This is a genomic window from Mesorhizobium sp. WSM3859, assembly GCF_002295065.1.
GTDB lineage: Bacteria > Pseudomonadota > Alphaproteobacteria > Rhizobiales > Rhizobiaceae > Mesorhizobium.
In genome coordinates, this window is record NZ_NSGG01000005.1 from 230073 (window position 1) to 255588 (window position 25516).

General features: G+C 64.9%; 26 protein-coding genes. 9 read left to right on the plus strand and 17 right to left on the minus strand.

The window, feature by feature from the left end:
- Positions 1–8: 8 nt before the first annotated feature.
- The 5 genes from CK230_RS13650 to CK230_RS13670 all read left to right on the plus strand — a co-directional run bounded on the left by CK230_RS13650 (position 9) and on the right by CK230_RS13670 (position 6387).
- Positions 9–998, plus strand: a complete 990-nt coding sequence (locus CK230_RS13650) for a glycosyltransferase family 2 protein (protein ID WP_095817878.1) — start codon at positions 9–11, stop codon at positions 996–998.
- The gene (locus CK230_RS13655) at positions 998–1936 is read left to right on the plus strand and encodes a glycosyltransferase (protein WP_095817682.1); all 939 of its coding nucleotides are present in this window, start codon (positions 998–1000) and stop codon (positions 1934–1936) included. Before CK230_RS13650 ends, CK230_RS13655 begins: the two co-directional genes overlap by 1 nt.
- On the plus strand, positions 1926–2912 hold the full coding sequence (locus tag CK230_RS13660; RefSeq protein ID WP_095817683.1) for a glycosyltransferase family 2 protein: 987 nt from the start codon (positions 1926–1928) through the stop codon (positions 2910–2912). Before CK230_RS13655 ends, CK230_RS13660 begins: the two co-directional genes overlap by 11 nt.
- Positions 2913–2941: 29 nt before the next feature.
- Entirely contained in the window at positions 2942–3838 is an 897-nt protein-coding gene (galU, locus tag CK230_RS13665) for a UTP--glucose-1-phosphate uridylyltransferase GalU (RefSeq protein ID WP_095817684.1), read from the plus strand.
- Positions 3839–4005: 167 nt separating this feature from the next.
- Positions 4006–6387 (plus strand): polysaccharide biosynthesis tyrosine autokinase, encoded by a 2382-nt coding sequence (locus CK230_RS13670; RefSeq protein ID WP_095817685.1) that lies wholly within the window; start codon positions 4006–4008, stop codon positions 6385–6387.
- Here CK230_RS13670 and CK230_RS13675 read toward each other — a convergent pair.
- Positions 6384–7316 carry a LysR family transcriptional regulator gene (locus CK230_RS13675; RefSeq protein ID WP_095817686.1) on the minus strand — a complete coding sequence of 311 codons (933 nt, stop codon included), beginning with the start codon at positions 7314–7316 and terminating at the stop codon, positions 6384–6386. The genes CK230_RS13670 and CK230_RS13675 overlap by 4 nt on opposite strands.
- Before the next feature lie 153 nt (positions 7317–7469).
- Here CK230_RS13675 and CK230_RS13680 point away from each other — a divergent pair, with 153 nt between their 5' ends.
- The gene (locus CK230_RS13680) at positions 7470–8459 is read left to right on the plus strand and encodes an NmrA/HSCARG family protein (protein WP_095817687.1); all 990 of its coding nucleotides are present in this window, start codon (positions 7470–7472) and stop codon (positions 8457–8459) included.
- Between the two features lie 20 nt (positions 8460–8479).
- Here CK230_RS13680 and CK230_RS13685 read toward each other — a convergent pair whose 3' ends face one another.
- The 3 genes from CK230_RS13685 to CK230_RS13690 all read right to left on the minus strand — a co-directional run bounded on the left by CK230_RS13685 (position 8480) and on the right by CK230_RS13690 (position 11640).
- Positions 8480–9193, minus strand: a complete 714-nt coding sequence (locus CK230_RS13685; protein WP_245429904.1) for a metallophosphoesterase family protein — start codon at positions 9191–9193, stop codon at positions 8480–8482.
- Between the two features lie 98 nt (positions 9194–9291).
- A complete protein-coding gene (locus tag CK230_RS32455; RefSeq protein ID WP_176480091.1) occupies positions 9292–9609 on the minus strand; it encodes a hypothetical protein in 318 nt (105 codons plus the stop codon).
- A 123-nt stretch (positions 9610–9732) separates the two neighbouring features.
- A complete protein-coding gene (locus CK230_RS13690) occupies positions 9733–11640 on the minus strand; it encodes a propionyl-CoA synthetase (protein WP_095817688.1) in 1908 nt (635 codons plus the stop codon).
- Positions 11641–12072: 432 nt separating this feature from the next.
- Here CK230_RS13690 and CK230_RS13695 point away from each other — a divergent pair, with 432 nt between their 5' ends.
- From CK230_RS13695 to CK230_RS13705, 3 genes are read left to right on the plus strand one after another with little or no spacing between them, the layout of a single operon-like run.
- A complete protein-coding gene (locus tag CK230_RS13695) occupies positions 12073–12360 on the plus strand; it encodes a PqqD family protein (protein WP_095817689.1) in 288 nt (95 codons plus the stop codon).
- Positions 12360–12791: a lasso peptide biosynthesis B2 protein gene (locus tag CK230_RS13700; RefSeq protein WP_095817690.1), complete on the plus strand. Its 432-nt coding sequence runs from the start codon at positions 12360–12362 to the stop codon at positions 12789–12791. The genes CK230_RS13695 and CK230_RS13700 overlap by 1 nt, the downstream gene beginning before the upstream one ends.
- Entirely contained in the window at positions 12788–13774 is a 987-nt protein-coding gene (locus tag CK230_RS13705) for a serine kinase (RefSeq protein ID WP_095817691.1), read from the plus strand. Before CK230_RS13700 ends, CK230_RS13705 begins: the two co-directional genes overlap by 4 nt.
- Here CK230_RS13705 and CK230_RS13710 read toward each other — a convergent pair.
- The 13 genes from CK230_RS13710 to CK230_RS13775 form a co-directional block, all read right to left on the minus strand.
- On the minus strand, positions 13762–14787 hold the full coding sequence (locus CK230_RS13710; protein WP_095817692.1) for a nucleotidyltransferase family protein: 1026 nt from the start codon (positions 14785–14787) through the stop codon (positions 13762–13764). The two genes, CK230_RS13705 and CK230_RS13710, sit on opposite strands and share 13 nt — an antisense overlap.
- Positions 14788–14954: 167 nt before the next feature.
- The gene (dhaK, locus tag CK230_RS13715; RefSeq protein WP_095817693.1) at positions 14955–15941 is read right to left on the minus strand and encodes a dihydroxyacetone kinase subunit DhaK; all 987 of its coding nucleotides are present in this window, start codon (positions 15939–15941) and stop codon (positions 14955–14957) included.
- A 21-nt stretch (positions 15942–15962) separates the two neighbouring features.
- A complete protein-coding gene (locus CK230_RS13720; RefSeq protein ID WP_095817694.1) occupies positions 15963–16394 on the minus strand; it encodes a hypothetical protein in 432 nt (143 codons plus the stop codon).
- A 4-nt stretch (positions 16395–16398) separates the two neighbouring features.
- Positions 16399–17973, minus strand: a complete 1575-nt coding sequence (gene ptsP / locus CK230_RS13725; protein WP_095817695.1) for a phosphoenolpyruvate--protein phosphotransferase — start codon at positions 17971–17973, stop codon at positions 16399–16401.
- A 41-nt stretch (positions 17974–18014) separates the two neighbouring features.
- Positions 18015–18317 carry an HPr family phosphocarrier protein gene (locus tag CK230_RS13730; RefSeq protein WP_095817696.1) on the minus strand — a complete coding sequence of 101 codons (303 nt, stop codon included), beginning with the start codon at positions 18315–18317 and terminating at the stop codon, positions 18015–18017.
- A 19-nt stretch (positions 18318–18336) separates the two neighbouring features.
- Positions 18337–18726, minus strand: coding sequence for a dihydroxyacetone kinase phosphoryl donor subunit DhaM (gene dhaM, locus CK230_RS13735; RefSeq protein ID WP_095817697.1), 390 nt, complete (start codon positions 18724–18726; stop codon positions 18337–18339).
- Positions 18726–19325, minus strand: a complete 600-nt coding sequence (dhaL, locus tag CK230_RS13740) for a dihydroxyacetone kinase subunit DhaL (RefSeq protein WP_095817698.1) — start codon at positions 19323–19325, stop codon at positions 18726–18728. The genes dhaM and dhaL overlap by 1 nt, the downstream gene beginning before the upstream one ends.
- Before the next feature lie 10 nt (positions 19326–19335).
- A complete protein-coding gene (locus CK230_RS13745) occupies positions 19336–20976 on the minus strand; it encodes a dihydroxyacetone kinase subunit DhaK (protein ID WP_095817699.1) in 1641 nt (546 codons plus the stop codon).
- A gap of 66 nt (positions 20977–21042) precedes the next feature.
- Positions 21043–22056, minus strand: a complete 1014-nt coding sequence (locus tag CK230_RS13750; protein ID WP_095817880.1) for an ABC transporter ATP-binding protein — start codon at positions 22054–22056, stop codon at positions 21043–21045.
- The gene (locus CK230_RS13755) at positions 22049–23149 is read right to left on the minus strand and encodes an ABC transporter ATP-binding protein (protein WP_095817700.1); all 1101 of its coding nucleotides are present in this window, start codon (positions 23147–23149) and stop codon (positions 22049–22051) included. Before CK230_RS13755 ends, CK230_RS13750 begins: the two co-directional genes overlap by 8 nt.
- 2 nt (positions 23150–23151) lie before the next feature.
- Positions 23152–23355, minus strand: a complete 204-nt coding sequence (locus tag CK230_RS13760; RefSeq protein WP_095817701.1) for a hypothetical protein — start codon at positions 23353–23355, stop codon at positions 23152–23154.
- Positions 23356–23572: 217 nt separating this feature from the next.
- The gene (locus tag CK230_RS13770; protein WP_095817703.1) at positions 23573–24523 is read right to left on the minus strand and encodes a carbohydrate ABC transporter permease; all 951 of its coding nucleotides are present in this window, start codon (positions 24521–24523) and stop codon (positions 23573–23575) included.
- Positions 24520–25467 (minus strand): sugar ABC transporter permease, encoded by a 948-nt coding sequence (locus CK230_RS13775; protein ID WP_095817704.1) that lies wholly within the window; start codon positions 25465–25467, stop codon positions 24520–24522. Before CK230_RS13775 ends, CK230_RS13770 begins: the two co-directional genes overlap by 4 nt.
- Positions 25468–25516: the final 49 nt, after the last annotated feature.

Genomic DNA, 25516 nt, shown 5'->3' on the forward strand with positions numbered 1-25516 from the left:
AAAGACTGATGACGCAGGCAAATCCGTCGATCCTGATTATCATTCCCTGCCTCAACGAGGCGGCTCATATCGGCGGCCTGCTCGACCGCTTGCGGCCCGCGGCGGCGCGGCTCGGCGGCCGCATCGTCGTCGCGGACGGCGGCAGCACCGACGGCACGCAGGCCATCGTCGAAAAGATCGTGGCGAAGGATCCCCGGGTCATCCTGCTCGCCAATCCGAAGCGTCTGCAAAGCGCCGCCGTCAATCTGGCGGTGGCGACCCTCGGCGAAGGCGCCGACTATCTCATCCGCATAGACGCGCATGGCGGCTATCCGGACGATTACTGCGACCGGCTGGTCGAGGAGGTGCTTACCACCGGCGCTGATTCGGTCGTCGTTTCGATGCTGACCGCCGGCACCGGCGCCGTGCAGAAGGCAGTGGCGGCGGCGCAGAATTCCAAGCTCGGCACCGGCGGCTCGAAGCATCGGCACATGTCCGAGGGCGAATGGGTCGACCACGGGCACCACGCGCTGATACGCATCGCCGCCTTCAGCCATGTCGGCGGCTATGACGAGAGCTTCAGCCACAACGAGGACGCCGAGTTCGATTACCGTCTGCGCCAGGCCGGCTACCGCATCTGGATGAGCGGGACGACGCAGATGATCTATTATCCGCGCTCGACGCTGAAGAGCCTCTATCTCCAATATCTCGGCTATGGCCGCGGCCGCGCCAGGAATGTGCTCAAGCACCGCATGGTGCCGAAGGTCCGGCAAATGATCCCGCTGCTGGTGGCGCCCGTGGTGCTGTTGGCCCTGTTCTCCTTCGTCCACTGGCTGGCGGCGGTGCCGTTCCTTTTGTGGGCGGCGGTGTGCCTCGGCTACGGCCTGGCGACGGCGGTGCGCCAGCGCAACGCCAGCATCGCGTTGGCCGGAGTTCCTGCCATGGTCATGCATTTCGGCTGGTCCGTCGGTTTCTGGCAGCAGCTTTTGACGCCGCGCTCGCAGCGCAAGGTGGCGTGATGGCCGGCCGTTCGATCGACATCTGCATCTGCACCTTCCGTCGGCCGGAACTGGCCGACACGCTGCGCTCCGTCGCCGCGCTGGAGAAGCCTGAAGGTTTGGAGGTCGGCATCGTTGTTGCCGACAATGACGATGAACCCAGCGCCCAGAAGCTGGTGAAGGCGCTGGCCGAGGAATTGAAGCTGCCGGTCCGCTATCGCCACGCGCCGGCGCGCAACATCTCGATTGCCCGCAACGCCTGCCTCGACGCCAGCGTGTCGGACTTCGCCGCCTTCATTGACGATGACGAGACGGCGTCGTCCGGCTGGCTGGTCAAGTTGATGGCGACGGCCGATGCCACCGGCGCCGCGGCGGTACTTGGGCCGGTGCGGGCGCATTATCGCCAGGACGCGCCGGACTGGATGCAAAAGGGCGATTTCCACTCGACCTTGCCGGTCTGGGTGCGTGGCGAGATCCGCACCGGTTACACCTGCAATGTGCTGCTCAGAACGACCGATGCGAGCTTGCGCGGCCGGCGCTTCAGCCTGGCGCGCGGCCAGACCGGCGGCGAGGATACCGAGTTCTTCGATGCCATGGTCAAGGCCGGCGGCCGCATCGCCTTTGCGCCGCAAGCCTTTGTCGACGAGGTCGTGCCGCGCGCCAGGGCCGCGTTCGACTGGCTGCGCCGCCGCCGCTTCCGCTTCGGCCAGACGCATGGCCACTTGATCGGGCGCGGCGCCGGCGGCATCCGCCGTGCCGGCCAGGTCGGGCTGGCTTCGGCCAAGGCCGCTTACTGCTTCGGCATGGCGATTTTGACCGCGATCAGCCCGGTGCGACGGAACCGCAGCGTGCTGCGCGGCATTATGCACGTTGGTGTCGTCTCCGGTTTGGTCGGCGTCCGTGAAATCCGCCAGTACGGCCTCACTTCGCCAGAGCAAGGGAACAAGCGTGCAGCCTGACGTCAGCTTCGTCATCGCCGCCTATAATGCGGAGGCCACCCTCGACCGCGCCATCACCGGCGCGATCGCGCAACTCGGTGTCACCGTCGAGGTTATCGTCGTCGACGACCAGTCGCGCGACGGCACGCTTCAAGTGGCGCGCGCTTACCCGGAAGACATCGTGAAGGTGGTGGCGCTGCCGGAGAATCGCGGCCCAGGCGGCGCCAGGAATGCCGGCCTCGACCTCGCGCGCGGCCGCTGGGTAGCGGTGCTGGATTCCGACGACGCCGTTCTTCCCGGCCGTATGGCGGCGATGATCGCGCGGGCGGAAGCGGTCGGCGCCGAGATCTCCGTCGACAATGTCCAGGTGGTGCGCGAGGACGGCACGCCCGACGACACCATGTTCCCGGCCGGCTATCTGGAAACGCTTCGCGAAATCTCGCTGGCTGACTATATCGCCGGCAATCTGGTCTTCGAATCGCGCTTCAATCTTGGCTATCTCAAGCCGATCTTCCAGCGCCGCTTCCTCAACGACAACAGGTTGCGTTACGACGAGAAGCTGCGCATCGGCGAGGACTACATTCTGCTTGCAAGCGCGCTGGCCAGCGGAGGCCGTTGCGTTGTCGAGCCAACCGTCGGCTATGTCTATCATATCCGCACCGGCTCGATCTCGCGCGTGCTCGAATTGCACCACGTCGAGGCGATGACGCGCGCCGACGCCGCCTTCGCGGCGGCATATCCCATGGACACCAGCGCCCAGGCGGCGTTCGCGAGACGCGGCCGCAGCCTGCGCAAGGCGGCGTCGTTCCTGTCCCTGGTCCAGCACATCAAGGCGCGCGCGCCGCTCAAGGCAATCGGAGCGGCGCTTAGGGATCCGGCCGCGATCGGGCATATGAGCATGCCCATCGCGGTGCGGCTGAGAAGGGTTGCGGCACAGGTTCGCCGTGGGGGCGGGGAGATGAAGCATGCCGGCGATTTGATAGCCGGCGACAGGTAGAAATCTTTTTCTCTCAGAAGGAAGACCAGATGCAGAAAGTCAGGAAGGCAGTCATCCCGGTGGCGGGGCTCGGAACGCGGTTCCTGCCGGCAACCAAGTCGATGCCGAAGGAAATGCTCCCCGTCGTCGACAAGCCCGTCGTGCAATATGCCGTCGACGAGGCGTTCGAGGCCGGCATCGAGCACATCGTCTTCGTCACCGGGCGCAATAAGGCGGTTATCGAGGATTATTTCGACCTGCATCCTGAACTGATCGACACGCTGGAGCAGACCGGCAAGAAGGCGCAGCTCGAATCGCTGGAAAACCTGCTGCCGGTGGCCGGCGCCACCTCCTTCATCCGCCAGCAGTCGCCGCAGGGCCTCGGCCATGCCGTATGGTGTGCGCGCGACGTGATCGGCAATGAGCCCTTCGCGCTGCTGCTTCCCGACATGGTGTCCTTCGGCGCACGCGGCTGCCTTGCCGAGACCGTCGATCTTTATCAGCGGACCGGCGGCAATGTGATCGCCGTCGAGCGCTGCGACCCCGCCGAAACCAGCAAATACGGCATTGTCGGCCGCGGCGACGAGGTCGGCTCCGGCTTCCAGGTCACCGAGATGGTCGAAAAGCCGGCGCCCGCCAAGGCGCCGTCGAATTTCTACATCAATGGCCGCTACGTGCTGCAGCCGGAGATCTTCGCGCTGCTCGGCAATCAGCAGCGCGGCGCCGGCAACGAGATCCAGCTCACCGACGCCATGGTACGCCTCGCTCAGAGCCAGCCCTTCTACGCCCAGCCTTTCGATGGCCGCATGTTCGACTGCGGCTCCAAGGAAGGCTTCATCGAGGCCACCATCGCCTTCGCCCTGGCGCGCGACGACATGAAAGGCCCTGTCTTCGAAATGCTGCAGCAATTCGTCCGGTCGCATGAGCGCCGGGAAGTAGCCGCATAATGCCCATCTTTTGGGTGCATATGCGGTTTCGCGATGGCGCGACAGCCACTCAGGCGCCCGGGCCTTCAGGCCCGGCGCATCCTGGCAACAACGTTGCGCGGTCTTTTCTGGTCACGACGCCGATCTACCAAGGCCGATAGCGCCTGCAACCTGGAATTGGACCGAATATGAACTATGCCAACTTCCCTCTCGACAAGAGGATGCCGTTGCCCAGTGCCGATCAGGAAAAGGGTGAAGACTTCATCGATGTCGAGCGTCTGCTTGGCATGGCCGCCCGTCAGGCCAAGGTGGTGGCGATCTGCGCCGTCATCGGCCTGTTCCTCGGCTTGATCTATCTGCAGACCACGCCCAAGCAGTATATGTCCGTGGCGAGCGTCCTGATCGACGAGGGCATGAACAAGGTCATGGACGACATCTCGGCTGCCAGCGCCACGCAGCAGACCGACGCGACGATCCTCAGCCAGATCGAGATCCTCAATTCGGCGCGGCTGGCGTCGGAGGTGGTCGACAAGTTGAAGCTCGACCAGAACCAGGACTTCATGAGCCCGCCCCAATCGGCTTTGGCCAAGGGCATCGGGTTCCTGCGCGGCATCGTCGCCTATTTCCGCGGCAACGCCGCCGATCAACTCCCCGGCATCCAGAATGTCGATGCGGCCACGCGCGAAGCCATGATCAAGACCGCGACCCATGACTACGCGGTTTATATGCTGCAGACAGGATTGTTGGCCGATCGAGTCAGCCGCTCCAATGTCATCAGCATCGGCTATCAGGCGACAAACCCGGCACTCGCCACAGCCATCACCAAGGCCTATGCGGACGCCTATCTCGCCGACCAGCTCAACGCCAGTTTCGACGCCACCGAGCGCGCGGCCGTATGGCTGCAGGGCCGGCTGACCGAGTTGCGCGAAAGCTCGCAGGCCGCTTCGCTGGCGGTCGAGAAATTCAGGGCCGAGCACGGCCTTTCCGCCAACAGCGACGGCCAGTTGCTGAGTGACAAGCAACTCGCCGACCTTAACGCCCAGCTCATCGTCGCGCAGGCCGATACGGCTCGCGCCAGCGCCCGCTACCAGCAGTACAAGGCGATCGTCGACAGCGGCTCGGAAAGCGCCTTCAATGATTCGGCCATAGCGGCTGACCAGCCGAGCAGCTCGGTCATCATCGGGCTCAAGACCCGCTATCTGGCCATTACCAAGCGCCTGCAGGACGTCGAGACCAATTTCGGCAAGGATCACCCGCAGGCGGTCGCGCTGGCCAAGGAAAAAGCCGATGTCGCGGCGCAGATTTTCGGGCAGCTGAAGCAGATCACCGAAAGCTACCGCAACGACTTCGAAGTGGCGCAGACGCGCGAGACCGCGCTTCGCGACAAGATTTCCACCGCCGCCGGCAAGAGCTCGATCGACAACCAGTCGCAGGTGAAGCTGAAGGAACTCGAACAGCAGGCGCAGGCGCTGACCACACTCTACCAGACCTTCCTCAGCCGCTATGAGGAAGCCTCGCAGCAGCAGTCATTCCCGGTTGGCAAGGTCCGCATCATTTCCGACGCGACCATGCCGCTCGCAGCCTCGGGCCCTCGCACCATGCGTGTGCTGGCGCTGTCGCTGGTGCTCGGCCTGATGCTTGGCGCCGGCTTCGGCGGCCTCAACGAGTTCAACGAGCGCTTCTTCAGGACGGGCGAGGATATTCGCGATCGCGCCGGCCTGAAATTCCTCGGATATCTGCCGACGATCGGCGGCGGCAGGGCCAAGGATTCCAAGGCCGACGACCTCCCGGCCGACGGCAAGGTGGCCAGCCTCTCCTCGGCCGAGAGGCGGGCTCGCATGCGCGTCAGCATCGATGCCCCGGCTTCGATGTTCGCCGAGACGCTGCGCAACGCCAAGATCGCCTTCGACGTCGTGATGGAGGATCGCGGCAGCCGGGTCATCGGCGTCATTTCGGTGCTGCCGGGCGAAGGCAAATCGACGGTGGCCGCGAATCTCGCCGGCCTGCTTGCCGCAAACGGCGCCAAGACCTTGCTCGTCGACGGCGACCTGCGCAATCCAGGCTTGAGCCGCAGCCTCGGCATGGAGGCCGAACAAGGCCTGATGGAAGCGGTGGTCAACGGCCAGACCTGGCAGTCGGTCGGCAAGGTCGACCGCCAGACCAAGCTTGCGATCATTCCAGCCGTGCTGCGTGGCCAGTTCTCGCACACCAGCGAGCTGCTGGGCTCGGCCGGCATGCGGCGCTTCATCGAGAACGCCAAGGAGACGTTCGAGTACATCATCGTCGACCTGCCGCCGCTTGGACCCGTGGTCGACGCCAAGGCCTTCGCGCCGCTGGTCGACGGCTTCGTGCTGGTCACCGAATGGGGCCGCACGCCGCGCACCATGGTGCGCTCGATGCTGGAATCGGAGCCCTATATCGCCAACAAGGTGATTGGGGCGGTGCTCAACAAGGTCGACCTGAAGAAGCTCGTGAGATATGGCTCGCTCGGCGGCTCGGAAAGGTTCTTCGACCGCTACTCGAGCTATTATCTGGAGAAGTCGGAAGCGCGCGCCAAGCGGGCTGCCTAGCTGGGATTGTTGCGCGCCCGAGACGAGGATCGATGCGCGGCAAGCGAGACGATGGCCTCACGGATCCAGCGCTGGCCGCTGTGTCCGTGACCGCGCTCATGCCACACCATTCCCACTGCAAAGCCTTCGACGGGAAATGGGCAGTCCATCACTTCGAGCTTGTTTGCGGAGCCGCGCACCAGCCGTTCAGGGACGAGCGCGACGAAGTCCGAATTGGACACGATCTCGGGGAGGAACAGGAACGATGCCGCGGAGAGCACCACGTTACGCTTGTATCCGAGAGCGGCCAAGGCACTGTCCACGGGCGTCACGAACCCGCCGCCGTCCAGGGATACCACCACCTGCTCTAACGCGGCAAACTCAGCGACCGTTATTCCATCCCGCAGCCGCGGATGCTTCCTGCGGCCGATAAGCACGTAGCGCTCGTCGAACAGGTGCCGAGCCCGAAGTCCCGGCGGGGCCGCTTGCGGCATCATCAGCGCCAGGTCCACCTCGCCTTTCGCCATCTGCGCTTCCAGCTGCGGCAGGTCCAGGTTGCGTATCGCGACGCGAACACCGGGCGCTCGCGTCCTGAGTTCCACGACGAGTGGCTTGATCACCGCGGCTTGCAGATAGTCTGTACAAGCAATCGCGAAGGTCAGCTTGGCCCTAGCCGGATTGAAGTTCCGATGCGAGGTGAGCGTGGCTCGAACCTGGTCGAGGGCTTGGCGCAAAGGATCGAGCAACTCCATTGCCTTGACCGTCGGCGTCATCCCTCGCTGGGCAGGAACTAGAAGTTGGTCGTCGAACTCCTGCCTGAGACGATTCAGTTGGGCGCTTACGGCCGGCTGGCTCAGATGCAGTCGGGCGGCCGCTTTCGTGACATTGCGCTCGATCAGCAGCGTTTCGAGGGTAACCAACAGGTTGAGATCCAGGCGCTTGGTATCCATGAAATGGATAGTAGCTGAACATTTTTAGAATTTCAAAAATACCGCGAAAGACCCGAAATACTTCCCGATGAAGCTGGGAACCGCTCTCGGCATGCCCGGTGTGCTCGTCAGCCGGACACAGAGCGGTTTCAACCTGAGAACAGGAGAACCAACATGAGCCAGAAAGATACTTCCAAACCTCTGATCACCGTTGCTGGCGCCTCGAGCAAGCAGGGCCGTAGCGTCGCCAACGCGTTGCTCGACAGTGGGCGTTACCGGGTACGCGCGCTGACACGGCGCCTTGACAGCCAACCCGCGCAGGCCTTGGCCAAGAAGGGCGCCGAAATCGTGGTGGCGCCGCTTGAACTCGGCAGGCAGGCCGAGCTGACCGAAGCGATGAAAGGCTCGGCTGGGGCGTTCTTGATGACGCCGACGATCGTCAAGGTGCCGCCTGCGGAACCCGAACTCAACCTCGGCAAGGAGTTGGCCGATGCAGCAGTGGCCGCGGGCGTCGAACACGTCGTGTTCACCGGGCTCGAAAATGTCGAGGCGATCACCGGAGGTACCAAGTGGGCGCCGCATTTCACGGACAAGGCAAAGATAGGGGATTACATTCGCGGCCTGCCCATCCGCAGCTCGTTCGTGTACCTGGCGTTTTATTACACCAACTTCCTGGAATACTACGTTCCGCAAGGCACAGAGGATGGCATAAATTTCGCCATATACCTGCCGCCCGATATTCCCATGCCGTTCTGCGACCCGCTCACCGCGCCCGGTCCAGCAGTGCGCGAGATCTTTGACAATCCGGAGCGATATGCCGGCGAAGTCCTGCCGGTGATCGGCGAGTTTATCTCGGCGCGACAAATGGTGGAAACGTTCGTACGCGTCACCGGCAAGCGCGCACGCTACGTCTCGGCGTACTCGCGCGAAGACTTGTTGCGCCATTTTCCGGGTTTCGCCGACGACGAGCATCTCGTGCGCGAATTGGTAGGCATGGTCGAATACGCTGTCGAATACGGCTACTATGCCCCCGGGCGCGATCTGACGTGGAGTCGGAAGATCGATCCGAATGCCCTGACCTGGGAACAGTTCCTCAAGCGCAGCAAATGGCAGGGCGACCTGCTGTCCTACGGTGCCGCCGAGCCTGAGCTCGCGCCGACCTGAGGAGCGAAGCTGCGCTCTCTTCAGTCCCGTGAGGACAGCAGCCGGCCGTATTTGCCGACGATCCTGAGCGCGGTCAGCCGCCCCGTCTGGAAGGCGCCGGTGTCGATGTCGAGCCGGCGCCCGTCGAGCGTCGGGACGTCGACGATCGTGTGCCCATGCACCACCCAGCGGTCGAGCCGGTGTGCCGCCTCGAAGAACTCCTCGCGGATGTTGAGGAGGTCGTCCTCGTCCTGCGCCTCGAGCGCTATGCCGGGCCGGATGCCGGCATGCACGAAGACGAATTGGTCGGAGCAGACCATCGCCGGCAGCGTGCGCAGGAAGTCGACATGGCTGGCGGGAATGGCCTCGCGTATGCGCGCGTCCGCCTGGGCGCTCGAACCGTAGAGGCTTATCAGCCGGTCGGGGTCGACGCCGTAGGAGAACAGGGTCTCGCGGCCGCCATAGCCGAGCCAGGTTTCACGTGACAGATGACCGTCCAGATAGAGGAGCAGCGCGACTTCATGGTTTCCCACCAGGCAGACGCGCTGGAAGCCCCTCGGCGGCGGCGCCATCAGATGGTCGACCACGCGCCGCGAATGCGGCCCGCGATCGATATAGTCGCCCAGCATGATGATGATCTTGCGGCCGCGGAACTGCTGTGCATCGAGCTCGATTTTCTGTTCCAGCGCGCGCAGTTCTTCATGACAGCCATGCACGTCGCCGATCGCATAGACGATCGTGTCGCGCATATCCATGACAAGGCGCTCCCGCGGCGCGGGTCGAGGACGTCTCGATCGTTGGAACAGGCTCACGGATTGAGGCTCGAATACTTGCACTGATTTGCGCCTCGATATCATGCCGAATGCAAACAATTCCACACCGGCGCGACCGGCAGTCGCGTCAGGCGGCCTTCAATCCATAACGGAACAGGGTGCGGTAGAGCTGCAGCCGGATAGGGGACTCGGTCGCGATCAGGAACACCTGCACGCCGACCCAGCCGGAGCCAACAAAGGCCATCTTCGGGACGGGGCGGGACGCCGCCGGTCGTGCGTGCCGAAATGCCGTCGGGGAAGGTCCAGACCCAGAAGCCATAGTGATGGAACATCACCACGGCGGCAGCCAGGATTCGCAGAATGTCGACGCCGCCAAATGTCGTTTTGAGCTGAGCCATGCCGTGCTTTCGGTATGGCCCCCCAAAACGAACTTTAAAGTCCGCTGCTGCGCTGCACAACAAGCGATTGCAGCGCAGGACAAAGTGGTTAATTCGTCGTTAACGCGGCCGTCTGCCGGGCTGCTACACTCCGATGCCGCGTCCCTTCAAGGCCGCCGTGATCTCGTCGAGGATCACGGGGTCGTCGATGGTTGCCGGCATCGTCCATTCCTCCTTGTCGGCGATCTTCTGCATCGTGCCGCGCAGGATCTTGCCGGAGCGTGTCTTGGGCAGCCGCTTGATCGTCACCACCGTCTTGAAGGCGGCGACCGGTCCGATCCGCTCGCGCACCAGCCCCACCACCTCGCTTTCGATCGCGCCGGTGTCGCGCGCCACCCCGGCATTGAGCACGACGAAGCCCAGCGGCACCTGGCCTTTCATGGCATCGGCGATGCCGATGACGGCGCATTCGGCGACATCCGGGTGCGCGGCCAGCACCTCTTCCATGGCGCCCGTCGAGAGACGGTGGCCGGCGACGTTGATGATGTCGTCGGTGCGGGCCATGACGTAGAGATAGCCGTCCTCGTCCATCATGCCGGCGTCAGCCGTCTTATAGTAGCCGGGGAATTCTTCGAGATAGGCCTGGCGGAAGCGGATATCGGCATTCCACAGCGTCGGCAGGCAGCCGGCGGGCAGCGGCAGCTTGACCACGACGTTGCCCAGCGTGCCGCGCGGCACCTCGTGCCCGGCGTCGTCCAGGATGCGGATGTCGTAGCCCGGCATCGGGACGCCGGGCGATCCGTATTTCACCGGCAGCAGCCCGAGACCGGCCGGATTGATCGTCATCGGCGAGCCGGTCTCGGTCTGCCACCAATGGTCGATCACCGGCCGGTCGAGCTTCTGTTCGGCCCATTTGATGGTCTCGGGGTCGGCGCGCTCGCCGGCGAGGAACAGGGTGCGGAACTTCGACAGGTCGTATTTCGGCACGAACTCGCCCCTGGGGTCCTGACCCTTGATGGCGCGGAACGCCGTCGGCGCGGTGAACAGCGCGACCACGCCATGCTGGGAGATCACCCGCCAATAGGTGCCGGCGTCCGGCGTGCCGATTGGCTTGCCCTCGAACAGCACGCTGGTGCAGCCATGCAAAAGCGGCCCGTAGACGATGTAGGAATGGCCGACCACCCAGCCGACATCGGACGCCGCCCAGAACACTTCGCCCGGCTTGACGCCGAACTCGTTGTCCATCGTCCATTTCAGCGCGACCATATGGCCGCCATTGTCGCGCACGATGCCCTTCGGCTGGCCGGTCGTGCCGGAGGTGTAGATGATGTAGAGCGGGTCGGTGGCCAGCACCGGCACGCAGTCGACATTGGCGCCGGCGGCGCGCTCGCGGGCGACCGCATCGGCATAGTCGATATCGTAATTGTCCTTCATCTCGCAGCGCAGCTGCTCGCGCTGCAGGATGAGGCAGGCGTCGGGCTTGTGCTTCGACATCTCGATCGCCTTGTCGAGCAGCGGCTTGTAGGCGACGACGCGGCCGGGCTCCAGGCCGCAGGAAGCGCTGACGATCAGCTTCGGCTTGGCGTCGTCGATGCGGGTGGCGAGCTCATGCGAGGCAAAGCCGCCGAACACCACCGAATGCACGGCGCCGATGCGGGCGCAGGCCAGCATCGCAATCGCCGCTTCCGCCACCATCGGCATGTAGATGATGACGCGGTCGCCCTTGCCGACGCCTCGATGCCTCATCACCGAGGCCAGCGCGACCACCTCGCGCTTCAATTCGGCATAGGTGAATTTCCGGATCGTGCCGGTGATCGCGCTGTCATGGATCAGCGCCAGCTGGTCGGCGCGGCCGCCGGCGATATGACGGTCGAGGGCGTTGTAGCAGGTGTTGCAGGAAGCGCCGACGAACCAGCGGCCATAGACGCCTTCCGTCGGGTCGAAGACCTTTGCGGCCGGCTTATACCAGTCGATCGCCTTCGCCGCTTCGGCCCAGAACCCTACGGGGTCGCGTTTCCAGCCCTCATAGACTTCGTGATAGCGTGAGGCCATCCGCTTTCCTCCCAAGAAACGTTCTGCCGCATGCCATAGACTAAGCCGCGCGTGGCGGCCATGTCTTCCTGCATTTTGGTCGACATCGCCGGCAAACGTCTCTGTTCGGCGCCTCCGTGGAGGCGTCGCTGTCGCTGTCCGTGATATAAGCCGGCTTAAAGCGGCAGCGCCGCCAGCATCAGCCCGACCCCGCCGGCGATCAGGATAGCCGCCGCAAGCGCCTTCCGGTGGCGCTCGAACGCCGTCGGAGCCCGTTCCCAATTGTAACGCATACAGATCACTCCCCAAAGCCCGGCGGACTCATAACTTACGCAAGGGCAGCAAGGCAACCCCGGGCTGGGAAGGCCGTCCTGGCCGAGGATGCGGCATCTCCAGACAATGGACAGCATCGCGCCCCCGCGCTAATTGCTCTCGATCGAAGGGAGCGGGCAGATGGCTGAAATCGGCTCTGAAACGGTGCTTCGGATGGTGGACGATGCGTCCGTGCAGCATGTCGGCGACGGCGCCGTCGTGCTCTTGGCGCGCAGCGGCCAGCTCTACACCTGCAACGACACGACCGAGGCCTTTCTCGACAAGGTCGATGGCGCGCGCAGCCTCAACCAGATCATCGACCTGCTGTCGGATGAATTCGAGGTCGACAAGGCGACGCTCGACCAGGATATGGCCGAGCTGGCCGCCGAATTGGTGGCCGAAGGCATCCTCGCCGACACGGGCGCGTGATGACCGACGGACCTCTTCTGCGCATTCTGTTTCGTGCCCATTTGTGGCTCAGCGCCCGGCTGCTGCCGGTGCTGGTTGGCCGGCGCGATTTCGAAAGCGTGTTGAAGCTGGCGCCCCTGCGGTCGGCTGCGCCCTATCGTGACCTGCCCTGGACCTACATCGTGCAACGCGTCAACCGAACGGTGCGGCGGCCCTGGTTCATGCGCGACCGCAGATGTCTTCGCGAGGGTCTGCTCGGCTTCCGTTTTCTGCGGATGGCCGGTCTCGACCCGGAGCTGCGTTTCGGCGTTGATGCCAAATCGATGCACGAGCCGCGCCTGTCGGCGCATTGCTGGGTCTGCCTCGACGGCAAGCCGGTGGTCAGCGACAGCCAGCCCGGCATGGTGGAAATCTACCGCCATCCGCCCAGCGTGAAGGCGTCCGCCGCTTGAGCGACCGGACCTTCTTCTACGACCTCAAAGGGCAGGTCATAAGCGTCACCGCCGCCCGCGCCGACCTCTGGCCGAGCTTCGACCTGATGCTCGGCGCCCTGCGCGTGAGCGAGGCTGCCCAGCCCGGCTTTCGCGTCAACATTGTCGAAACGCCGCAATTGTCCGAGAATCCCGAGGGAAAACTGGCGTTCGACGGCGAAGTGCCCTTCGATGGCCATTGCCGGATGATCGACGCCGGAGACGTCTTCCACCTGGTCTTTCCAGGCCAGCAGACGCTGTCGATCGGCGATGAGGAGGGCAGGGCCGAAATCCGCGTTCATCCGGACAGCAAGATCAAATGGACGCTGCTGATGATGGTGCTGGATGCCGCGCTCGATGCCGGAGGGCAGCACATGCTGCACACGGCCGGCCTGACGTTGCCGGGCACCGAGGCGCTTGTGCTGGTCCATGCGCCGAGCGGCACCGGCAAGTCGACGACGTCGCTGGCGCTCGCCTCGCAGGGCTTCGGCCTCTGTTCCGACGACGTCATGATCCTCAGGGTGGCACAGGACGGCGTCGCGGCCTGGGGCATGCCGCGCAAAGTGAAGATCCATCGCAACACCGCGGCGATGCTGCCTTTCGTGTCGCCCTGCCTTGGCGAGACATGGGATGCGGAGGGCGAGCAGGCCGTGTCGCTCGATCGCCTTGGCCAGATCATCCGCGTCGAGGATGTGCGCGCCAGGCCGATCGCGGCGCTTCTTCATCTTGCCCGCTCGACCGACGGCGAGACAAGGCTCGTGCCCATGCCGAGGACCGATGCCATGGTGGCTTTGGCCGCCGACAATGTGAGGACCGGCATGACCGGCCTTTTGCCGCTGCAGAAAAGGCGGATGGCGACGATCGCGGCATTGGTCAAGACGGTGCCGACCTTCACCCTGGAAGCGGGCGCGAGGCCGGTGGAAGCGGCGCAGCTGATCCGCGCCGCGCTGCGTCAGGCCGGATAGGGCCGCGCCCGCGCCAGCCGCTGCACCCAGCGGAAGGCGTCGCGGCTGAGGCGCGAGCGCAGCTTCTCGCGCGAGTTGACGCGAAGCAGCATGTTGCCGGTGATCAGCCACTTCGCCAGTCGTATCGAAAGGTCCGGCTTGATGCGGTCGGCGAGTTCGATCGCGCGCGGCGCGCTGAAAAGGCGCCCGGTGACGTTGAGGACCGTCGCCAGCTCGAGCTCGATGCCGGTCATGCGCGCGGCCTCCAGCAGCCGCGCTTCCTCTTCCGGCGATCTCAGCGCCCGCACGCCTTGCAGCACGTCGACGCAAAGCTGCAGCCTGTGGAACTTGTGGCCGCCGGCGGCATGGACGATGGCGATGGTCAGAAGTGCGGCCGGCGTGTCGGTTTCGCCGCCGTCGATCGCCTGCAACTCCCGGAAGCCGAGCGACAGGCGTCTGCGCATGCCGGTGTCATGCACCAGGTTGCCGTGCAATTCGATCAGCAGACTGGAATTCTCTTTCTCCAGCCATTTGAATTCCTGCAGCGCGTGCGACTCGGTCTCGCCGCTGCCGAGCACGAAGCCGCATTCGGCGATCGTCCTGTTGGCCGCCTCGATGCTGGTAGGGGCGACGAGGATGTCGATGTCGGTGAACGGCCGGTCGGCAAGCTGGCGGTAGAGCCTGCGCGCGAACACTGGTCCCTTGACGATCCGGGCCGGAACGCCTTTCGCCGCCAGCGCCTTCATGATGCGGTCGCCGTGATATTGCAGCAGCATCGACTGCCCGGTCGCCGTCGTCATCTGGTCGCGCAACTCGATCAGCTTCTGCAGCAGCCTCACGTCTTTCGGCAGATTGGCGTCGCCGCGTTCCCGGAGCTTGCGCAGCACGATCGGCAGCACGCCGTGGAACTCGGCATTGGCCAGCTGCGCCAACAGGTCGCCTGCGGAAACGTCCTTGTCCCAATCGGCTGGCGCCTCGGGGTCGGCAAGGTTGATCAGCAGTTTTTCCTGGGCAGGCGAAAGCTCGGGCAGCATCGTTCAGGGCAGCAGCAACGTTTCACGCATGCTTGCCAGAAAAGCACCGGGGAAGCCAGCGACGCCTAGAGCGGTTCACCGTTTCACGGAAACGCAGAACCGCCCTATCTCTTTGTTTTGACGCAATTCCGGCCGGCAAACCGCTTCACACTTTTCCTGGAATTGCTTTACATCCCCCAGCGCAGCGCCGCCGTGTGCACCGGAGCATCCCACAGCCCCGTCATGTCATCGTCGAGCATGGTCAGTGTGATCGAGCATCCGGCCATGTCGAGCGATGTCACATACGAACCGACAAGCGAGCGGATCACCGTCACGCCCCGTTTCTCGAATATTCTGCGGGCGCTGTTGTACATCAGATAGAGCTCCATCGACGGCGTGCCGCCGAAGCCGTTGACGAACAGCAGCGCCGGCCCCTTGGCGCGGTCGCCGAGATCGCCGGCGATCGCCGTGCAGACCTCCTCGGCGATGGCATCGGCGCTCTTCAGCGCGTCGCGTCGCCGGCCGGGCTCGCCATGGATGCCGACGCCGAATTCCATCTCGCCGTCGCCGATCTCGAAGGTCGGCTTGCCGGCGGCGGGCACCGTGCCGCTGGTCAGTGCCACGCCCATTGAGCGCGTCGCAGCGTTGACACGGTCGCCCAGCGCCTTGAGCGCGGGCAGGGCCATGCCTTGCTCGGCCGCGGCGCCGACGATCTTTTCAACCACCAGCGTGCCGGCAACCCCGCGCCGCCCGGTCGTGTAGGACGAGTTCTCGACCGCGACGTCGTCATTGGTCACCACCTTGAGCACGCCGTCCGCCATCTCGGCAGCCATGTCGAAATTCATCACATCGCCTTCGTAGTTCTTGACGATGAACAGGCAGCCGGCGCCGGTGTCGACGGCCTCAACGGCCGCAAGCATCTGGTCGGGCGTCGGCGAGGTGAAGACCTGGCCGGGGCAGGCGGCGTCCAGCATGCCGTGACCGACCAGTCCGCCATGCAGCGGCTCATGGCCCGAGCCGCCGCCCGAGATTAGCGCCACCTTGCCGGGTTTCAGCTGCTTGCGGCGGATGAATTTGTGGTCGTCGCCAAGCACGAGGATATCGGCATGGGCCGCCGCAAAGCCGTCGAGGCTTTCGGTCAGCACCGTCTCCACCGAATTGATGAATTTCTTCATGGCAGTCCTCCCATGCTCCCGCTAGCCGCTGCCCTTGCCGGCGATGCTGGTTATTTTCTGGATGAAGTCGTTGATCGCCCGGTCGAGCGCCGCGTTCTGCTTGTCGTCGCCGAAATCCGGCACGATCAGCGAGACATGGCGTGTCTTGCGCGGCCCGGACGCCGCGGGCGCCTTGCCGGGATGCGCCTGGTGATAGGCGGCCATGAACTGGTCGCGCTCGGCCTGGCTGAAATGGCAGACGGAAAAGATGGAGGGCAGATGCTTTGACGGGATCGGGATCGAATAGGTGGGGCTCGATATCTGCGTGACGAAGCTGCGGTGCTTGCCGAGCGCGTCGGCAAGGCGCTGGCGCATGCCGGACGGGCGCTGGTCGATGACATGCGACAGGATCGTCTTGTAGGCGCGGATCGCCTCTTCCGATCCCGGCTCCGGTGTCTTGGCGAGCTCGGCCACGCGCCTATACCGCCGCGTCCGCGATGGCCGCCTTGGCCATCGCCAGTTGAGCAGGGGCGACCGAGAGGTCGCGCAAGCCAGCCTCGAGAAGTGCCGGGATGGCCGCAGGATCGCCGCCGGCATCGCCGCAGAGGCTGACCGGAATCCCCTTCTCAAGTCCGAAGGCGGCAACCGCCGCGATCAGCCGCAGCACCGCCGGCTGGCGAACGGAATTGAGATGGGCGACCGCGGCGTTGTCCCGCGCGGCCGCCATCACATATTGCGTCAGGTCGTTGGAGCCGATCGAGAAGAAGGCGACATCGGCGAAATCCTCCGGCGCCAGCGCCACGGAAGGCACCTCGACCATGATGCCAAGCGGCGGCAACCGGTGCGCCACGCCCTGCGCGGCAAGCGCTGCCTGCTCTTGCGCGAACAGCGCTGCGGCTTGGGCATACTCCTCCGGCGTGGCGATCATCGGGAACATCACCCTCAGATTGCCGTGGATGGCCGCGCGCAGCAATGCCCGGATCTGCACGCGGAAGATATCGAGCCGCGCCAATGACAACCTGATGCCGCGCAGGCCGAGAAACGGATTGGTCTCCTCGACGGTGAAACCCTGCACCGGCTTGTCGCCGCCGGCATCGACGGTGCGGATCGTCACCGGCTTGCCGCCGGCCCATTCCAGCACCTTGCGGTAGGCGTGGTATTGCGTCTCCTCGTCCGGCAGTGTCTTGCCGAACAGGAATTCCGTCCGCATCAGGCCGACGCCGTCGCAGGTCTCGATTTGGATACCTTCGACATCGGAAGGGTAGGCGATGTTGACCAGCACGCGCACCGCGGTGCCGGCCTTGGTCACGGCCGGCGCGGTCAGGAATGTCTTCGCCGCGCCCAGGCGGTCGGCGAAGACGGAGGCCGATTGCCGGAAGGCTTCGGTCTCGGCCGGCGACGGTGAGAAAATGATCGCGCCGTGTTCGGCATCGAGCAGCGCGTCGCCCGCGATCGGTGCGGCAGGAGCGTCGAGACCGACAACCATCGGTACGCCGCGCGAGCGCGCCAGCATGGCGACATGGCTGGCCGTACTGCCGCGCTTGAGCGCGATGCCGCCGCCTTCGCTCCAATCGGTTTCGAGGAAACGCGTCGGCGCGATGTCCTCGCCATAGAGGATCGCGCCCGGCGGCGCCGCGACCCCGCCTTCCTCGCTCAGCGCCCGCAGCACCTGGTCGCGGATGTCGCGCAGATCGGCGGCGCGCGCGCGGAAATAGTCCTGGTCGGATGCTTCGTAGCCTGCGATCTCACCGTCCAGCGCCGCGCGCCATGCGGCGTCCGCCGGCTGCCCGGAGCCGATCGCCGCCAGGGCCGGACCGCTCAATGCATCGTCCTCCAGCATGGCGATGTGGAATTCGAGAATGCCGGCGGCGTCGCCATCCGCGGTTTCGATCAGCGCCGCCAGTCGGCCGACGGCCTTGCCGATTGCGCTCACCAGTGCCGCTTGTTCTTCCTCGGCGCTCGCCTTGGCCTTGTAGCTGGCCGTAGGCTGGTCGAGGTCAAACAGCGGGCCTTCGGCATAACCGGGAGAGGCGGGGATACCCTCAACCCGCATGGCCCGCGTTCCTTGCCGGCTTGGCGTCGTTCAGATCGGTCTCAAGCGGACCGGGCATGATCCGCATCCTCGTCGAAGTCACGCTGCACCAGGTCGACCAATGCCGCCACCGCTTTGCTTGCGCCGTCGCCCTTGGCGCGGATGTGAAGCAGCGTCCCCTTGGGCGCCTTGGCCGCCATCACCTTGACGATGCTCTTGGCGTCGAACCAGGGGCCGTTCGCCGCGACCGCCACCTCCACCTCGGCCGCGAACGTCTTGGCGAGCTTGGTGAACTTCACCGAAGGGCGCGCATGCAACCCCACCGCGTGGGTGATCAGGACCGTTGCTTCGGCGGATGCTGACATTCAGACGGTTCCCGTTCGTTCACGACGGCGACAATTCATGCGCCGTCGCCACCACTTCCTTGAGCGAGGCGCCGCCGGAGGATTCGGTCGCCGCCATCACCGCGCCCTCGACGATCGGCGCGTTGCAAACGATGATCTTGTGCGAGCGAGGCTCGCCGATCATCTCGACCGCCATCTCCGAGTTGGTCTCGGCGCCACCGAGATCGACCAGGATGGCGACGCCCGCTTCCGACCAGGCCTTGTCGATCGCGCCCATGATCGCCTCGACGCTGGTGCCGAGCCCGCCATGGCCGTTTCCGCCGCACCATGCAAGCGGCACTTCGTCGCCCACCATTTGGCGCACCATGTCGGCCGTGCCCTCGGCAACCAAGGGCGAATGCGACACGATGACGATCCCGACATTGCTCATCAATTGCCCTCTATCGCTTCCGCGACCGCGCGCACCAGAAGCGCGGTCGATCGTGCTCCGGCGTCCATGTGCCCGATCGAGCGCTCTCCCAGGAAGGAAGCGCGCCCGCGCAGGGCCCTCATCGGCACCGTGGCCTCGGCCGCCTTGTCCGCTGCCTTGGCGATTTCGCCAGCCGTCTTGCCTTGCGCCAGCGCCTCATACACCGGCTGCAGCACGTCGAGCATGGTTTTTTGGCCAACCTGCGATTTGCCGCGCGCGGCCACCGCCTCGATCGCCTTGCCGAACGCCGCCGTCAGTCCATCTCGATCGGGTGCCGCCGGCAGGTCCTTGCCGAGCGCCATGAACAGCGTGCCGAACAGAGGCCCGGAGGCGCCGCCCACGGTCATCACCAGCTTGGTACCCACCGCTTTCAGCGCATCGGGCAGCGGCTTGGCCGCGAAGGCGTCCGCTTCGGCCCGAACGGCCTCGAAGCCCCGTTTCATGTTCAGCCCGTGGTCGCCGTCGCCGATCGCCTGGTCGAGCGCCGTCAGTTCCTCGGCATGCGCCGCGATCGTGTCGGCCGCCGCCGCGATCAGTCTGGAGAAATCGGCCGCGGCCATCGTCCGTCCTTCATGCCGGGGCGAACAGCGCCGCCACGGCAGCGAAAACTTCGGCGACCGCGAAGGCGCCGGGATCCGCGGCGTCGAGTTGCCTGCCGATATAGGCGGAACGGCCGGCCTTTGCCTTCTGCATCGCGGCGGTCGCGTCGGCGCCCAGCCGCGCCGCCTTGGCGGCCGCTTCCAGCCCGCTCGCGTCAAGGGCTTTCAGCGCCGGCTCCAGCGCATCGACCATGGTGCGGTCGCCGATCCTGGCCCCGCCATAGAAGGTCATCCGGTCCAACCCCGCAAGCAAGGCCTTGCCGAGCGGCGCGCCGGCGCCGAGCGACTGCGACGCGGCGGTGAAGAAGATCGACAACAGCACACCGCTGGAACCGCCCATCGAGGTGCCTAGCGTATCGCCGATTGCGGCGGCGGTTGCGGCCTTGTCGGCAAGCGGCAGCGTATCGATGCGCTCGAGAATGCTGCGCGCGCCCGTCGCCACGGTCGAGCCGGTGTCGCCGTCGCCTGCCTTGGCGTCGAGGGCGTTGAGCGGCTCTTCGAGCGAGATCAACATCTGGCAGACGGCCTTGATCAGCCGCTCCGCGGCCGCATCGCGGCTGGCCGGCCTTGTGGTTACGCCGATGGCGGGCTTTGACACCGCCACCACGACCGGCTGGCGAACCGGTTTTGCCGGGAGCCAGGCATGCGGGCCGACGGGTGACAGCAGCGCTTTCTCGCGTTCCGCATCCAGCTTGATCAGCGACAGCGAAAAGCCGTTCATGTTGAGCGCCGTCATCAGATGCCCAGGGCCGATGACCAGTGCCACGGCCTTCGCGAGCGAGGACGATAACACTGCATTGGCGATCAGCCCCATTTCGACCGGCGGCACCGAGCCGAGATTGTTGATCAAGAGCGCATAGCGGCTGCCGGTATCGAGCCGCGCGGCGAGGCGCTCGGCCATAATGGCGACCAGCGCGCCGGCGCTCTGCAGCGCGATGCGCTCGACGCCAGGCTCGCCATGGATGCCGAGTCCGAGCTCGCCATCATTCGCGCCGAAACGCTCCTCACGCGCCTGCCCCGGGATCGAGCAGGAGGAGAGCGAGATGCCGAGCGAAACGATATCCTTGGCCGCCATGCGGGCCGCCGCGGCAAGCGAGGCCAAGTCATGCCCGGATTCCGACAGGTGCCCGGCGATCTTGTGCACGAACAGCGTGCCGGCGACGCCGCGCGGCTGCGCGATGTCCGGCAGGGCAATGTCGTCGGCGACGATCACCATCTCGACCGCGAGGCCTTCGGCACGCGCCTTTTCGGCGGCCAGTCCGAAATTGAGCCGGTCGCCGGTGTAGTTCTTGACGACCAGCAGGCAGCCGGCGGGGCCGGTCGTGGCGCGGATCGCCGCCAGAACTGCCTCGACGCTCGGCGAAGCAAAAATCTCGCCGGAGACGGCCGCCGTCAGCATGCCGGCGCCGACGAAGCCCGCATGCGAGGGTTCATGCCCGGCGCCGCCGCCCGAAACCACGGCCACCTTCGTCTTGTCCCAGTCGGCGCGCAGCACGACCTTGATCTCGGGATAGCCGTCGAGGCGGGCCAGCGTGCCCGACCCCGCCGTGGCGAGGAAGCCGTCGAGCGCTTCGGTGACGATCGTGTCCTTGCGGTTGAAAAAGTGCTTCATGGATTTCGTCCAGTCCGTATCTGCGATCGTGCGAATATAAGCGTGAGGCGGCTACATCAGTCCCAGCTACATCAATCTCTGCCCGTCCGAGCCGAAATAGAGCGGCGCGATGTAGCGGATCGTCACCTTGTCCCCCTTGGCTAAAGGTGTGTCGGGATCGGTCAGCGTCACCAGCTTCTTCGCTCCCACCGTCACATGTAGATGGTTCTGGTCGCCGAGATGCTCGACCCAGTCGACGACGCCGTCGGCATGGCCGTTCGCCGCCTTCTCGATCGCCAGATGCTCGGTGCGGGCGCCGATCGTCTTCGTTCCGGTCGGCGCGCCGCCGTCGGGCAAGAGGCCAGCCGGCAACAGGTTGATCGCAGGCTGGCCGAGGCGCGCTGCGACATGAAGGTTTGCCGGCTCCGAATAGATCGCGCGCGGCGTGCCGATCTGGACCAGCACGCCGTCGGCGAGGATGCCGATGCGGTCGGCCATGGTCATCGCCTCGATCTGGTCGTGGGTGACATAGAGCATGGTCGCGCCGAGCTCGGACTGGATGCGCTTCAGCTCGAGCCTCAGATCGGCGCGCAGCTTGGCGTCGAGCGAGGACAGCGGCTCGTCCATCAGGTAGATCGCCGGCTTGCGCACCAGCGCGCGGCCGATGGCGACGCGCTGCATCTCGCCGCCCGACAGCTTGGTCGAACGGTTGTCGAGCTTGTGATCGATGCGCACCATGCGCGCCACCTCCTCGACGCGGCGGCGCACCGCTTCCTCCGGGAACCGCCGCGCCGGCGAGCGCAGCGGAAAGGCGAGGTTGTCGAACACCGAAAGATGCGGGTAGAGCGAGTATTGCTGGAACACGAAGGCGGTGTCGCGCTCGGCCGGCGACAGCGCCGTCGCGTCGTGACCGCCGATATGGATCGTGCCGCTGTCCGGCCGCTCCAGCCCGGCGATCAGCCTGAGCGTCGTCGTCTTGCCGGCGCCGGTCGGCCCAAGCAGCACGACGAATTCGCCGTCCTTGATCGTGAGGTCGAGATTGTCGATCGCGACGGTGTCGCCAAAACTCTTGGTCACGCCCTGGATACGGACATCAGCCATGGCGCGCCTCCTGATCATGCATGGCGGTCCTGACCGCGCGGCCGGAACCCTTTTCGAACAGCGACAGCCGCGCGCTGCTCAACGTCAGCCCGACCTGCTCGCCGGGGCTGAGATGGATGCCGGCCGGCACCCGCGCCTTGATGATGCCGTCGGCCGTCTCGACGGCGACGATCTGTGTGGTGCCGAGATATTCGGTGCCGTAGATTGCGCCGCGCAGCTTCGAGCCGTCGTCGAAGCGGATATGCTCCGGCCGGATGCCGAGCGCCATGTCAGCGGGCGCCACGTCCTCGCGCACTTCCGGCACCGCAACCTTGGCGCCCTGAACGACGATCTCCTTCGCGCCCTTGGCCAGGCCGCCGCCGAATTTCAGGAAATTCATCGGCGGCGAGCCGATGAAATCGGCCACGAACATGGTCGCCGGCCGGTCGTAGATCTCGCGCGGTGTGCCGAACTGCTCGATGACTCCGTGGTTCATCACCGCAATCTTGTCGGCCATCGACATCGCTTCCATCTGATCGTGCGTGACATAGACGGTCGTGGCGTGGATGCGATTATGCAGCTCGCGCAGCTCATGCACCATCAGATCGCGGAACTCGGTGTCGAGCGTGCCGAGCGGCTCGTCCATCAGGAAGCACTTTGGCCGCCGCACGATGGCGCGGCCGAGCGCGACGCGCTGGCGGTCGCCGCCGGCAAGACCTGAGACGGATTTGTCGAGCAGATGATCGATGCGCAGCAGCTTCGCGGTCTCCTCGACGCGGCTGCGGAGCTCGGCCGAAGGCATGCCCTGCGCCAGCAGCGGGAAGCCGATATTCTTGCGCACGTTCATATGCGGATAGAGCGCGAAGAGCTGGAAGACGAAGGCGATGTCGCGCTCGCGCGCCCGGCGCATGGTGACATCCTCGCCGCCGAGCAGGATCTTGCCGCCGGTGGGCAGCTCGAGGCCGGCGATCATGCGCAGCGTCGTCGTCTTGCCGCAGCCGGACGGCCCCAGCATGACGAAGAACTCGCCATCCTCGACGACGAAATTGGAATCCTGCACGGCGACGAATGCGCCGAAGGCTTTCCTCAGGTTCTGAACGCGGATCTCGGCCATCGTTATTCCGGGAATTTCGAGACGATGATGAACATCACCGTGCCGGCAAGCATGGTGATGAAGGAATAGGTGTAGAGCGACAGCGCGAAGTGCTGAAAAAGCATCAGGAAGCCGATGGCGATGATCGCCGTCGCGATGTTTTCCATCAGGCCGCGCCTTGCCCAGCGCGGCCAAGAGGAGCGCTTGGAGACAACAGTGCGGCTCATGCGTTCCTCCCTTCCTTCTCCCCGTTTAGAGGGAGAGATGCTTGCCAAGTGGTTCCCCCACTCCGTCGCTGCTTCGCAGCGCCACCTCTCCCCCCTCCGGAGGGAGAGGAAGGGAGCCTGGCTGAATGAAGTTCCCGCCCCTCCTCTCCCCCGTCGATCGGAGGAGAGGTGTCGAGCGAAGCTCGACGGTGTGGGGGTCGACTTGTTCCCACATCAATCATTTGCGCACCGCGCCGAAGGTGATACCGCGCAGCAATTGCTTGCGGAGCAGGATCGTGAAGACGAGTATCGGCACCAGGAAGATGGTTGTGCCCGCCGCCACTGCCGGCCAGTCCTGGCCGCCTTCGCCGATGATGGTCGGGATGAAGGGCGGCGCGGTCTGCGCCGTGCCGGAGGTCAGCAGCGCGGCGAACGCATATTCGTTCCAGGCGAAGATCAGGCAGAATATGGCGGTCGCGGCGATGCCGGTGGTCGCCTGCGGCAGCACGGTGCGCCAGAAGGCTTGCAGCCGCGTGTAGCCGTCGATCATCGCCGCCTCTTCATATTCGCGCGGGATCTCGTCGATGAAGCCCTTGAGCAGCCAGACCGCCAGCGAGACGTTGACCGCTGTGTAGAGCAGGATCATGCCGAGCGCGGTGTCGGACAGGCCGAGCTCGCGGTACATCAGGTAGATCGGGATCGCCACCGCGATTGGCGGCATGAAGCGCGTCGACAGGATGAAGAACAGAAGATCGTCGGCCAGCGGCACCTTGAATCGCGAGAAGCCATAGGCCGAGAGGGTGCCCAGGAACACGGCGCAGAAGGTCGAGCCGAAGGCGATGATCAGCGAGTTGACGAAGCGCGGCACGAAATTCGACGGCCCGGCGATTACCATGTTGCGCTTGCGCACGGTCTCGTCGCAGAGCCCGGTCGCCGGCCCCAGCGAATTGATGTATTCCGGCGTTTGCCTGGTGCGCGTCGTGAACAGGTTGCAATAGCCCTCCAGGCTCGGCTGGAAGACGATCTTCGGCGGATAGGCGATCGAGTCTGGCGGTGTCTTGAAGCTGGTGGCAAAGATCCAGAGCAGCGGCACGATCGAGATCAGTGCATAGGCGACGATGATGACGCCGGCGATCCGCTTCGAGTTTGCCGAAGGTGCTACGACAGAATGGGCGGTGGTCAGGCTCATCTCTGCTTCACCTTGTTGAGCGCCTTGACGTAGATGTTGGCGAGGCCGAACACCGCGACGAACAGGATAATGGCGAAGGCCGAGGAATAACCGGTGCGCCAGCTTTCGAAGGCTTGTCGCTTCAAGGTGATCGAGGCAACCTCGGTGGTCGAGCCCGGTCCGCCGCCGGTGAGCAGGTTGACCATGTCGAACATCTTGAAGTTCTCGATGCCGCGGAACAGAACCGCCAGCATGATGAAGGGCAGCGCCATCGGCAGCGTGATCGACCAGAACTGCCGCCAGTTCGAGGCGCGGTCGACCTCGGCCGCCTCGTAGATGTATTCGGGGATCGAACGCAGGCCGGCGAGGCAAATTAGCATGACGTAGGGCGTCCACATCCAGGTGTCGACGATAATGATCGCCCACGGCGCCAGCTCGACATTGGACAGCATCTGCACATTCGTCGGCGGAATGCCGGTGACGAAGGAGATGACATAGGAAAACAGCCCGATCTGCGGCTCGTAGAGGAAGCGCCAGAAATTGCCGACCACCGCCGGCGACAACATCATCGGCACCAGGATGATGGTCGTCCAGAAGGCGTGGCCGCGGAACTTGCGGTCGATCAGCCAGGCCAGCGTGAAGCCGATCACGGTCTGCAGCAGGATCGTCCAGAACACGAAATGTGCAGTCGTCTGCATGGCGATCCAGATGTCCTGGTCGCCGAGGATGCGCTGGTAGTTAGAGAGGCCGAGGTTCTTCACCACCTCGTTGGGGCGGTTGGCGCGGTAGTTGGTGAACGACAGATAGATCGCCCAGAACAGCGGGAAGATGTTGATGGCAAGCAGCAGAAGGATCGTCGGCGAGATGAACAGCCAGGCGAGGCCCTTGTCGCTGATACCCCGGATCTTTCTGGCCAACGGCTCCGGGGTCGCCCGGGCAACGTTGTCCGCAGTCCGATTGAGCATGGTAAGTCCTGCTTCGGTCACGGGTCGGTCTCAGCGATGGAATTTATCT

Coding starts and splice junctions, on each gene's coding strand:
- CK230_RS13710 (WP_095817692.1), bottom strand. CDS start 14,787: ATGCTGCCCGAGCTTTCGCCTGCCCAGGAAAAACTGCTGATCAACCTT.
- CK230_RS13690 (WP_095817688.1), bottom strand. CDS start 11,640: ATGGCCTCACGCTATCACGAAGTCTATGAGGGCTGGAAACGCGACCCC.
- CK230_RS13695 (WP_095817689.1), top strand. CDS start 12,073: ATGGCTGAAATCGGCTCTGAAACGGTGCTTCGGATGGTGGACGATGCG.
- CK230_RS32455 (WP_176480091.1), bottom strand. CDS start 9,609: ATGGCTCAGCTCAAAACGACATTTGGCGGCGTCGACATTCTGCGAATC.
- CK230_RS13700 (WP_095817690.1), top strand. CDS start 12,360: ATGACCGACGGACCTCTTCTGCGCATTCTGTTTCGTGCCCATTTGTGG.
- CK230_RS13760 (WP_095817701.1), bottom strand. CDS start 23,355: ATGAGCCGCACTGTTGTCTCCAAGCGCTCCTCTTGGCCGCGCTGGGCA.
- CK230_RS13670 (WP_095817685.1), top strand. CDS start 4,006: ATGAACTATGCCAACTTCCCTCTCGACAAGAGGATGCCGTTGCCCAGT.
- dhaK (WP_095817693.1), bottom strand. CDS start 15,941: ATGAAGAAATTCATCAATTCGGTGGAGACGGTGCTGACCGAAAGCCTC.
- CK230_RS13730 (WP_095817696.1), bottom strand. CDS start 18,317: ATGTCAGCATCCGCCGAAGCAACGGTCCTGATCACCCACGCGGTGGGG.
- CK230_RS13750 (WP_095817880.1), bottom strand. CDS start 22,056: ATGGCTGATGTCCGTATCCAGGGCGTGACCAAGAGTTTTGGCGACACC.
- CK230_RS13650 (WP_095817878.1), top strand. CDS start 9: ATGACGCAGGCAAATCCGTCGATCCTGATTATCATTCCCTGCCTCAAC.
- CK230_RS13770 (WP_095817703.1), bottom strand. CDS start 24,523: ATGAGCCTGACCACCGCCCATTCTGTCGTAGCACCTTCGGCAAACTCG.
- CK230_RS13675 (WP_095817686.1), bottom strand. CDS start 7,316: ATGGATACCAAGCGCCTGGATCTCAACCTGTTGGTTACCCTCGAAACG.
- galU (WP_095817684.1), top strand. CDS start 2,942: ATGCAGAAAGTCAGGAAGGCAGTCATCCCGGTGGCGGGGCTCGGAACG.
- CK230_RS13685 (WP_245429904.1), bottom strand. CDS start 9,193: ATGGATATGCGCGACACGATCGTCTATGCGATCGGCGACGTGCATGGC.
- CK230_RS13655 (WP_095817682.1), top strand. CDS start 998: ATGGCCGGCCGTTCGATCGACATCTGCATCTGCACCTTCCGTCGGCCG.
- ptsP (WP_095817695.1), bottom strand. CDS start 17,973: ATGCGGGTTGAGGGTATCCCCGCCTCTCCCGGTTATGCCGAAGGCCCG.
- dhaL (WP_095817698.1), bottom strand. CDS start 19,325: ATGGCCGCGGCCGATTTCTCCAGACTGATCGCGGCGGCGGCCGACACG.
- CK230_RS13755 (WP_095817700.1), bottom strand. CDS start 23,149: ATGGCCGAGATCCGCGTTCAGAACCTGAGGAAAGCCTTCGGCGCATTC.
- CK230_RS13775 (WP_095817704.1), bottom strand. CDS start 25,467: ATGCTCAATCGGACTGCGGACAACGTTGCCCGGGCGACCCCGGAGCCG.
- CK230_RS13680 (WP_095817687.1), top strand. CDS start 7,470: ATGAGCCAGAAAGATACTTCCAAACCTCTGATCACCGTTGCTGGCGCC.
- dhaM (WP_095817697.1), bottom strand. CDS start 18,726: ATGAGCAATGTCGGGATCGTCATCGTGTCGCATTCGCCCTTGGTTGCC.
- CK230_RS13745 (WP_095817699.1), bottom strand. CDS start 20,976: ATGAAGCACTTTTTCAACCGCAAGGACACGATCGTCACCGAAGCGCTC.